Annotated in this window: 21 protein-coding genes; 11 read left to right on the top strand and 10 right to left on the bottom strand. The window is 38.4% G+C overall.

The genetic code is table 11. The features are described from left to right. Nucleotides 1–12 precede the first annotated feature (12 nt). The 4 genes from G0028_RS16425 (at nt 13) to G0028_RS16410 (ending at nt 1672) form a co-directional block, all read left to right on the top strand. The gene (locus G0028_RS16425; protein ID WP_174493762.1) at nt 13–264 is read left to right on the top strand and encodes an RNA recognition motif domain-containing protein; all 252 of its coding nucleotides are present in this window, start codon (nt 13–15) and stop codon (nt 262–264) included. A gap of 72 nt (nt 265–336) precedes the next feature. After that, on the top strand, nt 337–699 hold the full coding sequence (locus G0028_RS16420) for an ASCH domain-containing protein (RefSeq protein WP_180045471.1): 363 nt from the start codon (nt 337–339) through the stop codon (nt 697–699). Between the two features lie 75 nt (nt 700–774). Beyond that, nucleotides 775–1278, top strand: a complete 504-nt coding sequence (locus G0028_RS16415; protein ID WP_180045470.1) for a DUF6586 family protein — start codon at nt 775–777, stop codon at nt 1276–1278. A 115-nt stretch (nt 1279–1393) separates the two neighbouring features. Then, entirely contained in the window at nt 1394–1672 is a 279-nt protein-coding gene (locus G0028_RS16410) for a hypothetical protein (protein WP_180045469.1), read from the top strand. 61 nt (nt 1673–1733) lie between these two features. On the opposite strand, the gene G0028_RS16405 is transcribed toward G0028_RS16410, so the two are convergent. From G0028_RS16405 to G0028_RS16385, 5 genes are all read right to left on the bottom strand, one after another. Further along, a complete protein-coding gene (locus G0028_RS16405) occupies nt 1734–1976 on the bottom strand; it encodes a hypothetical protein (protein WP_180045468.1) in 243 nt (80 codons plus the stop codon). A gap of 171 nt (nt 1977–2147) precedes the next feature. Next, a complete protein-coding gene (locus G0028_RS16400) occupies nt 2148–3866 on the bottom strand; it encodes a cation:proton antiporter (protein WP_130072101.1) in 1719 nt (572 codons plus the stop codon). A gap of 162 nt (nt 3867–4028) precedes the next feature. Continuing rightward, nucleotides 4029–4184 carry a 50S ribosomal protein L33 gene (gene rpmG, locus G0028_RS16395; RefSeq protein ID WP_003654787.1) on the bottom strand — a complete coding sequence of 52 codons (156 nt, stop codon included), beginning with the start codon at nt 4182–4184 and terminating at the stop codon, nt 4029–4031. A gap of 12 nt (nt 4185–4196) precedes the next feature. Beyond that, nucleotides 4197–4433 (bottom strand): 50S ribosomal protein L28, encoded by a 237-nt coding sequence (rpmB, locus tag G0028_RS16390; RefSeq protein ID WP_000048256.1) that lies wholly within the window; start codon nt 4431–4433, stop codon nt 4197–4199. Between the two features lie 165 nt (nt 4434–4598). Beyond that, nucleotides 4599–6047, bottom strand: a complete 1449-nt coding sequence (locus G0028_RS16385; protein WP_180045467.1) for a coniferyl aldehyde dehydrogenase — start codon at nt 6045–6047, stop codon at nt 4599–4601. A 112-nt stretch (nt 6048–6159) separates the two neighbouring features. Between G0028_RS16385 and G0028_RS16380 the strand changes: the two genes are divergently transcribed. From G0028_RS16380 to G0028_RS16360, 5 genes are all read left to right on the top strand, one after another. Next, complete coding sequence (locus tag G0028_RS16380; RefSeq protein WP_130072099.1) at nt 6160–6852, top strand: TetR/AcrR family transcriptional regulator; 693 nt, start codon at nt 6160–6162, stop codon at nt 6850–6852. 85 nt (nt 6853–6937) lie between these two features. After that, a complete protein-coding gene (purU, locus tag G0028_RS16375) occupies nt 6938–7804 on the top strand; it encodes a formyltetrahydrofolate deformylase (RefSeq protein WP_130072098.1) in 867 nt (288 codons plus the stop codon). Nucleotides 7805–8016: 212 nt separating this feature from the next. Then, entirely contained in the window at nt 8017–8859 is an 843-nt protein-coding gene (locus G0028_RS16370; protein WP_227554745.1) for an energy transducer TonB, read from the top strand. A gap of 33 nt (nt 8860–8892) precedes the next feature. Beyond that, complete coding sequence (locus G0028_RS16365) at nt 8893–9513, top strand: MotA/TolQ/ExbB proton channel family protein (RefSeq protein ID WP_174493759.1); 621 nt, start codon at nt 8893–8895, stop codon at nt 9511–9513. Then, nucleotides 9513–9917 (top strand): ExbD/TolR family protein, encoded by a 405-nt coding sequence (locus tag G0028_RS16360; protein WP_180045466.1) that lies wholly within the window; start codon nt 9513–9515, stop codon nt 9915–9917. The genes G0028_RS16365 and G0028_RS16360 overlap by 1 nt, the downstream gene beginning before the upstream one ends. Nucleotides 9918–10018: 101 nt before the next feature. Here the strand turns inward: G0028_RS16360 and msrA are convergent, their stop codons facing one another. From msrA to thyA, 5 genes are all read right to left on the bottom strand, one after another. Further along, entirely contained in the window at nt 10019–10543 is a 525-nt protein-coding gene (msrA, locus tag G0028_RS16355; RefSeq protein ID WP_174493758.1) for a peptide-methionine (S)-S-oxide reductase MsrA, read from the bottom strand. 103 nt (nt 10544–10646) lie between these two features. Beyond that, complete coding sequence (locus G0028_RS16350; protein WP_130072095.1) at nt 10647–11075, bottom strand: META domain-containing protein; 429 nt, start codon at nt 11073–11075, stop codon at nt 10647–10649. 94 nt (nt 11076–11169) lie between these two features. Next, complete coding sequence (locus G0028_RS16345) at nt 11170–12237, bottom strand: DUF4105 domain-containing protein (protein WP_227554744.1); 1068 nt, start codon at nt 12235–12237, stop codon at nt 11170–11172. A gap of 28 nt (nt 12238–12265) precedes the next feature. After that, complete coding sequence (locus G0028_RS16340) at nt 12266–12778, bottom strand: dihydrofolate reductase (protein WP_180045465.1); 513 nt, start codon at nt 12776–12778, stop codon at nt 12266–12268. A gap of 124 nt (nt 12779–12902) precedes the next feature. Further along, nucleotides 12903–13745 carry a thymidylate synthase gene (gene thyA, locus G0028_RS16335; protein ID WP_174493756.1) on the bottom strand — a complete coding sequence of 281 codons (843 nt, stop codon included), beginning with the start codon at nt 13743–13745 and terminating at the stop codon, nt 12903–12905. A 132-nt stretch (nt 13746–13877) separates the two neighbouring features. Between thyA and G0028_RS16330 the strand changes: the two genes are divergently transcribed. Continuing rightward, nucleotides 13878–14681, top strand: a complete 804-nt coding sequence (locus tag G0028_RS16330) for a YwqG family protein (RefSeq protein WP_180045464.1) — start codon at nt 13878–13880, stop codon at nt 14679–14681. 298 nt (nt 14682–14979) lie between these two features. Next, nucleotides 14980–15528, top strand: a complete 549-nt coding sequence (locus G0028_RS16325; protein ID WP_130072091.1) for a CHAP domain-containing protein — start codon at nt 14980–14982, stop codon at nt 15526–15528. Nucleotides 15529–15534 lie beyond the last annotated feature (6 nt).

Genomic DNA, 15534 nt, shown 5'->3' with positions numbered 1-15534 from the left:
GAAGGTTTGATCATGAAAATTTTAGTGCGTAATTTAGAGCGTTCAGTAACTGAAGCAGAATTACTTGAATTGTTTAAGCCTTATGGTGCAGTAGATTCAGCTGTGGTGGTGATGGATGCTGAAACCAAAAAATCTAAAGGTTTTGGTTTTATTGAAATGCCAAATGGGCGTGAAGCGATCAAAGCCATTAAAGGTTTAAACACCCTTAAAGTGAAAGGTATGGGGATTCGTGTGAAAGCTGCGGAAGAAAAGCCTAAACCTTAATTTTATACAGTGAAGAGGGAGCATTGATTTGCTCCTTTTTTATTGCTTGAAAATATTTGATGGAACTTATGCATGACCAAAACATATCCTGCTTTATCTATTGTTGCACCCAGCGCAAGCAAAATTGCTCAAGGTTTAAAAACGTTAGAAATACGCTCTTGGACGCCTAAAGAATTACCTCTGCATGACTTGGTCATTGTTGAAAATACTCAATTTCTAACATTTGAATATCCTGAAGAAATAGGCAAAGCAGTTGCTATCGTCGATATTGAATCAGTGCATCGTTGGCGAGCAGACGAATTTGACGCAGCCTGTGCAAGCTACTGGGCGGAAGGTTATTGGGCATGGGTCATCAATAATGTCCGTCCTATTTCACAGCCATTTGATGTACCTGCAAAGCGTAAAATCTATTGTATTGATACGGATCATTTATAAATTTTGTTGTGCATTGATACTAAGAAAGTTTAATCTTAGTCAGATAAATGCTGCCAAAATTTAGGAAATAAAATCATGTCACGAGTTGCTCGCTTTCATGCAGACCGCACCAATCAAAAACTGTATTTTGCTCGACTTTCATGTTTGCAAGCGGAACAATCTGAAAATGTACAACAAGCACAGGCACAGCGTGAAGCAGCAGTCTTTCATTTACATGGTGCTGTTTTGGCATTTTTACAAGAATTAGTCCGTTACTATCGTCTGAATGATTTTGCACCGACGCTTAAATCGATCGAAGAACTGATGGCAGAAAAAGGACAAGTGTCACCAGAAGTGGTGGTGATGCAACAACTGGCAAAAAATGGTTTTATTGCTGAACTTAAACGTGCTTATCGCTCATGTCAGTATGCACCTGAGCCAAGTGCGCCAGAACCTGAAGATGAAACCTCATCTAATTTAATTATTAAAGTGACACAAACCCCACAAGCATGGTTACCTGACACCAAAATTTTAAGAGAGTGGCATCGTGATTTAACCCAACTGATTGATGGTTTTCGTAATGAAATGGTGGAATTCTGATCTTTTTACTTGAATTCACTTGAAATTCATCAATTGAATGACAATATACCAATATCTACAAGATGCAAAGTACATACAGTATTTTGCCCCATGTTGAGCATGGAGGGTGATTGATATGTCTATTGAACAGTTAAAAGAGTTATTTGGGAATCAAGAAGCGATTTTAGAGTTAGTACAACTTGAAAGTGGAGAGTTGGCGCTACGTAATGCAGGCTCAGAACAAGAGCCACTGGTTACTATTCAGTTTAATGAACAAGTGAAAGCTTTGCTTGGTGAACAAACCCCTGTTGTTGCTCAACACATGATTCAAGCAGCATTGTACGCTTTGATGGAAAATCAAGTGAATCAATTGAACGCTGAGGTGCTTGATGAACAGCCGAAATATATGAGTTAAATGACAAAGTTTGATAAAACGCACTGTGAAGTGCGTTTTTTTATACGTACATTTTCAGGTTTTAGTGTATTGCTAAAGGTTGTGGCGCAAAAAAGGATCTACCTACACACATAATGGCTAAGCCAATCAGTTGTAGAAAAAATGGGTTTTTCGCTTGATGCCAATGCATGATGAGAAAAATCAGAGAAATTGGAGAAAGCAATAAACAGCCTAAGCCCCACCAAATGCTTTCTTTGAATGCAGCGATGAGAAAGCCAATCGAAGCAATCACGAGAATGAGTAGCCCAAAATAAAATAAAAACATATTGTCCTCTTATTGATCTTTTATATTTAAATTACATTTATCTATCGTTCAAGTGTGCAGAGTAAAATGCATTTTATAAAGTTATAACGTATGTGACTTTTGTTTAGCATGATTTTAATCAAACAAAAACAGACTACCCTATTTGATAGTCTGTTAAAAATATTCAATGAATCAATGTGTTGGTTCGTGATGATGCGCAATTTGGATCTGATTTAAAATATGATTGCTCATATTTTTCGCCATTTCCTCTTTGGCATAATATACTTCTCCAATTTGATCTTGGCGAATCACTTCCGCCTCTTCTTTACTTTCAGCACAGACCAAAACTTGAATTTGCGGATTCAATAATTTTGCTGTATCAACAATTTTATGAATATCTAAAATATCCATCGGAGAGAGCACCAAGAGCCGTGCATGTTGAATATGTGCTTGAATCAACACACCAGCTTCTGTGGCATGACCAGAAACCGCAGCAATGCCTTTTTCACGCAGATTTTCCACAATCTCACGATTTTCTTCAGCAATGACGACTTTGATGCCATCATCCATTAACGTTTTAGTAATACGTCGTCCAACTTCACCATGCCCAACGATAACGACTTGATCACGCAGATAGTCTTGATCCACTTCATCAGGAAGCATGGCCAATGGATCGCCGCTACGTTCAAGTAAACGTGCCAAATGTGAACGTTCACGAATCCAATTTTGTACAGGTTCAATGGCTGAGAATAAAAATGAATTGAGTGTGATGGAGAATAAAGCACCCGCTAAAATTAAGTTTTGTGCTTCAGGTGTAAGCAAACCTAAAGACAAGCCTAATGTCGCAAGGATAAAAGAAAATTCCCCGATTTGTGCCAAACTTGCACCTACAGTTAATGCAGTATTCAATGGATAACGGAAAAATAAGACGAGTGCCATAGCAGCCAAAGTCTTACCAATCATAATGATGGCGATCACCGCTAAAATATGTAAAGGTTGTTCAATAATGATTCTTGGGTCAAACAACATACCCACTGACACAAAGAATAAAATCGAGAAAATTTCTCTTAAAGGTAGCGTTTCTTCTTCTGCACGATGGCTAAAGTCAGATTCTTTAACAACCATTCCCGCAAAGAATGCACCGAGCGCCATAGAGACGCCAAAGATAGCGTATGAGCCGTATGCAATGGAGACGGCTGCTGCCACCACAGTCAGGGTGAAAAGCTCTCTAGAGCCTAAACGAGCGACATATTGCATGATCATTGGTACAAGGCGCTTACCAATAATAAGCATAAAGGCAATAAAGCCAGATACCTTGAGTAAGGTAATGCCTAAGGTGAGCCAAATATTTTCATTGCTGTCATGTCCTGCAAGTGCTTGTCCCCCGAGTAAAACTGCTGTTGCAGGCAATAAAACCAGAACTAACACCATCACAAGGTCTTCGACCAAGAGCCAACCAACCGCAATTTTACCATTGACGGAGTTGAGTAAGCCTTTATCACCCAGTGCTTTGAGGAGAACAACCGTACTGGCACAGGATAAACTTAAACCGAATACTAAGGAGGAACCCCAACTCCATCCCCAAAAGTGTGACACGATCATGCCCAAGAGCGTGGCAACGGTAATTTGTAAAATCGCACCGGGCAGTGCAATACGTCGAACTTGAATTAAATCATTTAAAGAAAAATGCATACCTACGCCAAACATCAGGAACATGACGCCGAGTTCTGCAAGCTGATTGGCAAGGGTAATATCTCCGACGATTCCTGGAGTATTTGGACTAATAATAATTCCGGCAATCAAATAGCCGATCAAGGGAGGTAAACGCAAACGAGCAGCGATATAGCCGAAAATGAGCGCTATACCAAAACCAACTGCAAGTAAAATAATCAAATCTACATCATGTGGCACTCAACACTCCTTAATTGGTGGGGAAAGTTATAGGACAACGCCAATGTACAGACTAAGCACAAAGGGTGCCAAAATAAAAAACTGTGAGGATTTTAACAATTTGCATAAAAAAAAAGCAAAAAAAACGACCCAAAAGGGCCGTGTTTTTTTAGAAAACTAAAATTATTTAATTTTAGCTTCTTTGAAAATTACGTGTTGACGGATTTTTGGATCAAATTTTTTGATTTCCATTTTTTCCGGCATAGTACGTTTGTTCTTGGTTGTGGTATAGAAATAACCTGTACCAGCAGTAGAAACTAGGCGAATTTTATCACGCATGGTTCAGACTCCTTAGATCTTTTGACCTTGAGCACGTAGGTCAGCAACAACCTTTTCGATGCCCAATTTGTCGATAATACGCATACCTTTAGTAGTTAGACGAAGACGTACGAAACGTTTTTCGCTTTCTAACCAGAAACGGTGGTGGTGCAGGTTCGGCTCGAACCGGCGTTTAGTTTTGTTGTTGGCGTGTGAGACGTTGTTACCAACGACTGGACGCTTGCCGGTAACTTGGCAAACCTTAGACATGGTGTAACTCCATTGATTTAGCCAACAGCAAATCTGTATGGCCAGTCAAAATAAAACGGATTGAATTCTTTCAAGGGGCGTTTTATACCAAAATTTCGCTTAAAAGACAAGCGGAATCGATGAAAACACTGCATGATCTTTGACGATAGATCATGCCTTGATCATTTAGCGGATAAAAGTTTTCTCTAAAATTTTATGAACAGCACCACCAAATGGCGGTAGGATGAATTTTATGCTAAATAGTTTTGGCATCGACATCATAGAGCGTTCATGCGATAAACTGAAAAAACCTTCTGGACCGTGATATTTCCCCATACCTGATGCACCAACGCCTCCGAACGGTAGGTCGTCTTGCGCGACATGGGTCAATAACGCATTTTGACCGAAGTGCCCTGAATGAGTACGCTGAGCGACATACTGTGCTCGCGCATCGTCAAAGTCGAAATAGTATAATGCAAGTGGACGTGGACGGCTATTAATAAAGTCGATAACCTCATCGATTTGATCATATTCCATGATTGGCAATACTGGACCAAAGATTTCATTTTTCATGATGTCCATTTCAGTTGTGACACCTGTGACTAAGGTTGGTGCAATCTTACGTGCTTGCGTTAAATCTTCATTTTTAGGATTGATTTCAATCAGTTCAGCACCTTGAGCTTGTGCATCCTCTAAATAGCCTAGTACACGTCTATATTGCTTATCATTAATCATCGAGGTGTAATCTTGATTGTTGGCAATGTTTGGATACATGCCTGTCACGATCGTTTTATAATGCTCTACAAATTCAGCAGTTTTACCTTTCGGTAAGAATAAATGGTCAGGTGCAACACAGGTTTGCCCCGCATTCCATAATTTACCAAAGGCTAAACGTTGTGCGACATCTTTGATTTCAGTTGATGGATGCACAATTGCAGGGGATTTTCCACCAAGTTCTAAAATCACAGGGACTAAGTTTTCTGAAGCTGCCGCCATGACGGTTTTACCCACATTGGTTGAGCCTGTGAAAATTATTTTGTCAAACGCCAAATGACTAAAAGCATCGGAAATTACACCGCCTCCTGTAATGACGGCAACGAGTTCACGTGGAAAAGCTTCAGCAAGGGCATTTTCTAAGACATAACCAAGGTTCATGGATGAACTTGAGATTTTGATCATGGCATGGTTACCTGCGGCTAATGCGCAGATCAGTGGGCCGACAGAAAGTAGCAATGGATAATTCCACGGTGTAATAATCCCGATCACGCCAAGTGGTTGATATTGTACCCATGCTTTAGATGGTTGATGCATGATACCCACATGGCGTTTAGATGGTTTCATCCATGTACTAATATTTTTACTATAATATTTGATTTGTTCTAAACAAGTGATGAGCTCACCAATTTTTGTTTCGGTGATAGAGCGATTACCATAATCTTGATTAATTGCTTCTGCAAGTTGATCTTGATATTTTAGTAACACTTTTTTAAGGCGTGCTAAACGCTCAATACGCTCTTTTGCAGTAGGTACTGGATAACGTTGATAGGCTTGCTTTTGCTGAGTAAGCGTATCATGTAAATGTTGAACTTCAGGGGTATAAGAAGTCATTGAATTTGTTTTTGTTTGACTGTTCATCTCGAACACCTTTAGAGAGGAGCTGATTTATGATAATTTTTAGAGTAAAAGCTCTAATTAGTCAAGTTACTTTATATGTTAGCCTAAGCTAACACTGAAATATGGTATTAGGATGTCGCATACTAAAACGGTAAAAACCAAAGATCGAATTTTGCAGATTAGCTTGCAACTTTTTAATGAGCGTGGCGAACGTTCAATTACCACGAATCATATTGCTGCTGAGCTTGGGATCAGTCCAGGTAATTTGTATTATCATTTTCGCAACAAACAAGAAATCATCAAAGAGTTGATGGAGCGCTATCAAAAAGAAACCTTAGAGATGTTGGCATTGCCTGATGACCGGACAGTCAACGCAAACGATAAAATCCGTTATTTCCAAGTGTTGAGTAGTCAACTTTGGGAATATCGTTTTTTGCATCGAGATGTTTATCATTTGATTGAAAATAATGCTGACTTTAGAAAAATTTATCCACGTTTCGCAGGTAAGGTCATGCAACAAGGGCAAAAAATTTATCATGCTTTTGTTGAAGCGGGTTTGATGCAAATGACGGCTTCTGAAATTGAAGCGTTGATTATTAATATTTGGATTGTATTGACCAACTGGACAAATTTTTTATACATGTCAGGACATTTAAGTGATTCTAATCATTTAGATGAAAAATGGATGTGGCAAGCTTTGCGTCAAATGGTGTTCTTAGAAGGTCCTTACTTGCGTGGAGAGAGTCGTGAGACTTATGAGCGCTTGCTTGAAAGTTTTGGTTCTTCTGAGTTATTTGCGAGTTTATCGACTTTAAAACATGATTGAATTGCGTTCGATGATTGAAAGCTGTGTAAAAAGCGTTAGAATATTCGGCTGTTTTCAAATTAACGTATAAGTGATATCAATTAACATGAACATGACTACTGCCAACACAGCACGTCTCCTGATTACTTGTGAAGATAAGCCAGGAATTGTGCAAGCTGTATCGAGCTTTTTGTATCATCAAGGAGCAAATATTACTGCGCTTGATCAATATGCAACAGAAGCTCAAGGCGGGCGTTATTTTATGCGTGTTGAGTTCGAGTTAGAAAATCTACAAAGCCGTCGTGAAACTTTGTTACAGACGTTTGCTACGAATGTAGCAGAGCGTTATAGCATGCATTGGCGTCTAGCTTTGGTCAGTGATTTGAAAAAAGTGGGGATTTTAGTATCAAAAGTTGACCATGCTTTACTTGAGCTGTTATGGCGTCATGCGCGTGGCGGTTTACCGTGTGAAATTACCCAAGTTGTGTCAAATCATCCTGATTTAAGAGAAGCTGTGGAAAATTTTGGTATTCCATTCCATGTCGTGCCTGTAAATAAAGAAAATAAACGTGAAGCCTATGCACAAATTGATGAAATGATGCAAGGCAATGATTTATTGATCTTGGCGCGTTATATGCAAATTTTGGATGAAGAATTTGTACAAAAATGGGAAATGAAAATCATTAATATTCACCATTCATTCCTACCTGCCTTTGTCGGAGCAAATCCATACAAACAAGCCCATGAGAAAGGGGTGAAATTGATTGGTGCGACGGCACACTACGTCACGGCAGATTTAGACCAAGGTCCGATCATTGAACAAGATGTAGAACGTGTAAGCCATGATTTTACGGTGGAACAATTACGTGAACTTGGACAAGATGTAGAACGTAATGTGCTTGCACGTGCAGTAAAATGGCATTTAGAAGATCGTATTATTGTTGATGGGAACAAAACAGTTGTATTTCAATAATATATAGATTTTTGATGTCAAGAGAGGATGCCATAGTGCATCCTTTTTTACATTTTTGCTTGATAAAACGCTTAAAAGCAACCAAAAAGTAGTTGCAAATGAAAACACTTCTCATTTATTATTGGCGCACTTTCATTGTTCTATCCGATGAGTTCAATCTAAACAAGCTATCTTGTATATAGATTTTCTCAGATTTAGGTATTTAGATTCGTATGAGTCAATCTTCCACTTCTAACATGCAGGCACCCAACCCAATGAAGAAAAAGGTCATTGCTGCTGTAATTGCCGTTCTTGTGGGACACATGGGGGCATTATGGGCATTGAGTCATCTAAAAACACCTGAGTTAAAACCCATCGAGAAAAAACCGATTCAAGTCAAATTTGTTAAAATCAAAGAAGAACAGGTGATTCCACCACCACCGCCTCCACCTCCTGTCAAGCCGAAGGTTGAACCGAAGCCTGTGGTTGAGAAAAAAGCACCGCCACCGCCCGTGGAAAAACCAAAATTGATTACCCAGAAAAAACCTGTAGTGGAAAAGAAAGCCATTCAACAGGAAGAACCCAAGATTGATCAAGAAAAAATTAAACGTGAGCAAGAGCAGCGTCAGCAAGAGCAACAACGTCAAGAGCAGCAACGTTTAGAGCAACAGCGTCAGGAACAACAACGCCAAGAGCAGCAACGTCAAGATCAGTTAAGACAACAGCAAGAGCAACAACGTCAAGAGCAGTTAAGACAACAGCAAGAGCAACAACGTCGCCAACAAGAAGCACAGCAACCACGTAAGTTGAGTGCAGGCGAGATCTCTTGGAAAAAAGCACCTGCATTTGATTTTGATGATGACTTGCTTAAAAATCAAAGTAGATCTTTACTTGTTCGTATAGAGATTAATCCTGCGGGTAAAATCACCAATGTGACTGTTTTAAAATCAAGTGGTTTACCTAGTCTTGATCGTGAAGTACGCAGTGCTGTACGTTTTGCAAGGATGAATCCATCAAGTGATGGGCGTGCAATGATTGCAGATTTACCTGTAAGTCTGAAAACCTCTGGACAATAAATTTAACCGGCTAACCTTATCAGGAGTTCAAATATGAACTTTTCAGTTTATTGGCAACATGCAGATGCAGTCAGTAAGACACTGTATTTCGTGTTATTGGCAATGTCTATTGCCACATGGACAGTATTCATTTTACGTTTGATGGGTACACGTCAGCTTAAACAACAAGCGCAAGCACATCTTGCGCAAGCGGTCAATCAGCTGAAAGCAAAACTTGCTCCTTTAGGTTTTGATCAACGTAAAGCAGTCGCTGAACAAGCCTTGTTACGCCAAATCTCGGTTGAAAAGTCAAATGCTGAAAAAGGGGTTTCGGTTCTAGGAACTATTGCTTCTATCGCACCATTTGTGGGTTTGTTTGGTACAGTTTGGGGGATTTTCCATGCGCTTGTCGCTGTGGGTAAAAGTGGTCAAGCAGGCTTAGCACAAGTGGCAACACCAGTTGGTGAAGCTTTAATCATGACAGGTTTGGGTTTGGCTGTCGCAATTCCTGCGGTATTGGCATATAACATTTGTGTGCGTTTCAACCGTACATTGTCAAATGAATTGCAAGACCAAGCACACGGTTTATTGATTGATACCATGTTGCAACAAGACTCAACTACGAAAGTTGAACATCAAGCAACACAAAAAAGTTTAGTTGGAGGTCAAGCTTAATGGCTTTTCAATTGGGTGAAGACAACGATGCTGGCATGAATGAGATGAATCTCATTCCGCTCATCGACATTATGTTGGTATTGATGATCATCTTTTTGGTGACTGCAACCGTTGCTAACCCATCAATACCATTAACCTTGCCAAAAACCACTGCGGAAATTACGGATCCGCCACCTGAAGCCATTACCATTAGCATCAATAAAGAGGGTGAAGTGGCTTGGAATGATCAGGTGATTGGTTTGCCTGAATTGGAAAAACGTTTCCAAGAAGAGGCAGCAAAACCAGTAAAACCTGCGGTTCAATTGAGAGCAGACCAAGATTCTCGTTATGATACTGTTGCTCAAGTCATGTCTCGTGCCAGTGAAGCCGGACTGAACGATCTTGCCTTTATGAGTGATAATTAAATTTTATATCGTGTAAATTTTAAAAAAGCGATCTTGATAGATCGCTTTTTTTATGTCTTATCTTTATTATTTTTTAACATAATTTGTTTTTCAGTTTGCAATTAACTCTCTTTGAGTAAGTCTTTAAATTGGCTTTGTAATTTCATCAGTTTGGGTGGAATCGCAAAGTTGCAATACCCTTGTGACGGGTTTTTGGCGTAATAATTTTGGTGATAGTCTTCTGCAGGGTAGAAGGTTGGCACAGGAGAAAGTTCGGTGACGATATTTAAATCTTGTGCGGTTAATTCTGCAATATAGCTTTCAGCTTGTGCTTTTTGCTCATCATTAAAATAATAAATCACTGAACGATATTGTGTGCCAATATCATTGCCTTGACGGTTGAGTGTAGTTGGATCATGTGTGGTAAAAAAAACATTGAGTAATTGTTTAAAACTGATTTGCTGCTCATCGAAATCAATTAAAATTACTTCTGCATGGTTAGTGTTACCTGTGCAGATTTGCTCATAAGTCGGGTTTATCGTATTACCACCTGCATAACCGCTGACGACTTTGTCTACGCCCTTAAGTTGTAAAAATACAGCTTCAGTACACCAAAAACATCCACCACCAAATAATGCCTGTTGCATCATGATCTCCCTTCTATTTTATTTTCTAGATCAAAAAAGAAAAATGAAACAGCATAAAAACCTAAATAGTGCGGATACTTATGCTGCTTGAATATATTCAAACTTATGGTGCGGTGTGGTATTGCAACACCACATTGCCATGCTGATCTAACAGTTTTAAAGTTTGATCATACGCTTGATAACCCATGACTTTCTTTAAAGCCGTATGGTATTTTGCAACAATATCTTGATTGTTTGGGCATAACATTTTTGTTGAAGCGATGTCACCGAGGTTTAAATGATGATTTTTTACTGCATAATTGCCCATAATACGGTTACATCCATCTGAGCCACTGACACGTAAGTCACTGCCAAATTGAATCATAGGCGTTTCTGCTTTTTTCGCAAATTCGGTTGCGCCAATATGGGTCATGACCCACGTTTTATTTTGCAACACTGCTAAATTTTCTTGTTGTTGCACTGACTGTGTTGTTGTCGTACAGCCAACGATTGCAGTTGATACAATACCGATCCATAACAGATTTTTTAGCATGATTTTCTCAGAAATATAGACTGCTTCTATATAAACAAAAAATCATGCAAATCACTAGCTTGACAATGTATCTAAGCGTTAAAAATCTACTGAATTATGAACCCTTTGTGACCGTTTTCGGTAAACCTTCACGAATCACTTGAGAGTAGTTCTCACTGCTTTGATATTTAAAATGTTTAAACTGATCTGTACGAGGATTGACATGTGCATGTTGATACCACTGGTGCATATTCCATTGTGGATTTAAGGCACCTAGATCATAGAGATAATTCGGTAAATAACCTGAGGCAAGCAAACGATAATCTATCGGTAACTCTTTAGGTGAAATGGCTTGGATCATGTCAAAAACGAGCGTCGTACAATTACTGGTGAGCGTGTTATACCATTTTGCTTGTTGTGCCAACTCATCGCTTTTACTCAAATATTCTTCAAATAAGGCACGCATTTCAGCTTTGGGCATATTGATTGGGAAGAAATACACTTGTTCATTGCGTACATTACTACGGGTATAAATTAAATCTTTTTCATCTGAGGCAATTAAACTCAACTCATATTTACGGAAAAAGCCCCCGATTGCAGAAAAACTTTCAGTTTTTTCTTTACGGATTTCAATTGAAAATACCAAAGGTTTTTGATCAGAAAAATCAAAACTTACCAAAGTATGTGCAATTTGTGGTCCCATCCAATAAGAGGTAATGATATTGACCCCTGTAATATGATTTAAATTATAACGGCGTGTATCCCAATGCACATCGTATTGGTCTTCAGTTTTCCAATTAAAATTACGAATATTCTGAATGGTGACGATATCACCTTGTTTTTGATAGGTAAATAAACGGTCTACTTCAGGATTCCAGTCACGGTTTTGTTTGGCAGGAATATTAAAATACCACAGCAGACTCAGTATAAAAACGACGCTATACAGCAAAATATCTTTATTGCGACTAAACAGATTTTGACGAATATAAATGCCTAAAATACTGAGGGAAAATATGATCCAAATGGCGATGAGGACACGGCTGAATAGTATACCTAAAGGTTCTTGAAACCAAATGACACCACATAGCCAAATAGAAGAAATGAGCACAAAAAGACTAAAAATGGAATGGAGTAATCCCATTCCAAATGTATGAAAAATAGATTTTTTTTGGAATTCTGGCATATTTCAAAATCATAATTTGAATTGATGCTTATTTTCGATAAGTTGCAAACTCAAAAGCAATAGCTGTTTTGTCATCAATATGTGATTCAGAAGCAACTTTTTTAAATGCCGTCGGGATTTCTGGATAGAAAACATCTCCATCAACAAGAATATCAACATGAGTAAGTTCTAAGCGGTCAGTTATATTTATTGTCTGTTGGAAAATTTCACCACCACCAATGATAAAAATTGTATCAGGTTTTTCAGATATTTTTATATCTTCAATTGATTTACTAAGGGCTTCGTCAATAGAGTGAGCAACTTTAACTCCATTGAAGCTCCAATCAACATTCCTTGTAATTACCCAATTAGTTCTATTCGGTAAAGGACGTCCAATAGAGTCAAAATTTTTTCGACCTAAAATAATAACCCCACCCTGAGTAATTTCCTTAAAGTGTTTTAAGTCGGCTGAAATATGCCAAGGTAAATCATTGTCTTTACCAATACAGCGTTGCTGGTCCATAGCAACAACATGAACAACTTCTAAACCTTGGTAAGACATAATAATCAACCTGAACTTTAATTTAAACTGCGCCCTTAAAAGACGTAACCCTCAATTGTAGCATCATGTAAGGTAAGATTTAAAATCTTTTAATAAGGCGCATATATCTTAAAAGTTGGTTAGATTAAACCGCAACAGGTGCTTTAATTGCAGGATGAGATTCATAACCGACAATTTCAATATCTTCAAATTTAAAATCAAAAATATCTGTGATTTCAGGGTTGAGCTTTAATTGACATAGTGGCAAGGGTTCACGCGTTAACTGTAACTGTGCTTGTTCAAAATGGTTGGCATATAAGTGTGTATCACCACCTGTCCAAACAAAATCTCCCACAGCTAAACCACAGACTTGTGCAATCATATGGGTGAGTAGTGCATAGCTTGCGATATTAAATGGAACACCTAAAAATACATCCGCACTGCGTTGATAAAGCTGACAAGATAATTTGCCATCTTGTACAAAAAACTGAAATAACGTATGACAAGGCGGTAATGCGACTTGACCTGCTTCTTGAGGGTTCCAACCTGAAACAATCAAACGGCGTGAATTCGGATTGGTTTTGATTTCATTAACGAGCCATTTGATTTGATCAAAGCCGTCATTTTCATATAAGCCATTTTCAAGCTTTGTTGCACCAAAATTACGCCATTGATGACCATATACAGGGCCGAGTTCACCTTCGGGACGACCAAAACGTGCAGTTTGTTCAGCAGTAGACCATTCATCCCAGATAGAGACTTTATTGTCTTTTAAATACTGAACGTTGGTATCGCCTTTTAAAAACCATAATAGTTCAATCACAATTGAACGAAAATGCACTTTTTTAGTCGTGAGTAGTGGAAAACCTTTGGACAAGTCAAAACGCATTTGATGACCAAATACAGAACGTGTTCCTGTGCCTGTACGGTCGCCCTTGTCGCCACCATTGTCGAGGATGTGTTGTAAAAGGTCTAAATACGCTCTCATATCAATTCCAAAAAATCTGTTTTTAAACGACACAACTCGTCTTATAGCACAAGATGGTCATATTTTGCTTAACCGCTCAGTTTATACTAAACGCTAATTTATTTTAACTAGAGATAACAAGAGAGAAAAACAATGCACATCAATTCGAGCGAAATTCCTGAGTTTATTCAGCACTATAAAGCACAAATTTTAGCAACAAAAAAGTCAGCGATTGCGTTGAATTTAACGCCTGCTGACGATTTGATGCTATGGCAAAGCAAAGTCGGCGGTGAACCTTATTTTCCTTTAAGTAGAGACTATCCATACAATGCAGAAGGTCGAGCTTTGGTTTTATTGGCACAGATTAATTTTGCTGAACTCCCTGAGAATAATCTTTACCCAAAAACAGGAATTTTACAGTTTTTTATTGATATTGAAGATGATTTATGGGGGCTAGATTTTGATGAGCCACAAAATCAAAATAATTTTCGGGTGATTTTTCATGAGCAAGTGATACAAGATACCACACAGTTGTTACATACATTTCCAATACAAACTTTAGATCAGGAGATGAACCCTGTAACAGGGCAATATGCTGTACAGTTTCAGGCACAAGAGTGCTATATTTCGATATCTGATTATCGGTTTGCTGAGCAGATTTGTGATCTTTATGAGATGGACGATGATGCCGCAGAAGATCTGTATGATGCATATGAAGACGCATTTTCTGCTAGTGGGCACCATCTAGGGGGTTATCCTTACTTTACACAGGATGATCCACGAGGCAATGATGAACGCTTTAAAGATTATATTTTACTGTTTCAGTTGGATAGTTCAGGACAAGAAAATGTGGAAATTTTATGGGGAGATTGTGGGGTTGCCAATTTCTTTATCCACCCCGATGACCTGAAGAAAAGCGATTTTTCTAAAGTGATGTATAACTGGGATTGTTCTTAATGACATGGCATGGACCTATCGAGAGATAGGTTTCTTATTGATTGTGTGATATATTTCACATTAATATTCTATTTCATAAAAAAGTATAAATATATAAGCATAATTGATATAAAAAATAATCTTGTAAAATAACCGCAGAAAGAGCAACTTAAACTATTCTCATTTACATTCACAAATTTTATTACATTTACATTAACCACTTTTTAAGAATCTATGGCTAGTATCACTGCTTCTTTCATAAGTGTATTGGTTTTTTTATGGTAGGACAGGTTCAAAGAAACAAGGATGAGGTTGAGCAATGATTATCGATTTAAATACTCAACCCGTGTCAGATTTACATGCAAGTAATACTGAGAGCCAGTTTATTTTCCAACTTGAAAGCGGTTCTTTTTACCCTCAGCAAGATGACTTCAATCCAACAGCGATTATTCAACAGAATAAATTGAAAGTTGCACAAGCGAATAAGTTTTCGTTGAGTAATGCATTTCAAATTGATATTGATAAGTTCATCAATAAATTAGACAGTATTTCTGCACGTACCAGTTCAGCACGTTGCGCACGCAGTATCCGTATTGCATTACAAACAGCAGGTGCTAAATTTACCAATCATCCAATCGCTGCGGCAGATTGGGGTGGAACACTCGAAGAAATTGGTTATAAACAGATTCAACCTGCTTTTGATCATCCTAAAGAAGGTGATATTTATATTATTGATCGCACCGCTAAACACCGTTATGGGCATATTGCAGGCTATACGGGGACTGAGTGGGTATCAGACTTTAAACAACGCAGTTATGACGTTTACAAGGGCGATGTAACGTATAAATACTATCGTTTACCTGTTTAATCCTCA

Origin of the sequence: Acinetobacter piscicola, from assembly GCF_015218165.1 — a bacterium.
Taxonomy (GTDB): domain Bacteria; phylum Pseudomonadota; class Gammaproteobacteria; order Pseudomonadales; family Moraxellaceae; genus Acinetobacter; species Acinetobacter piscicola_A.
This window is presented reverse-complemented; position numbering and strand designations above follow the sequence as displayed.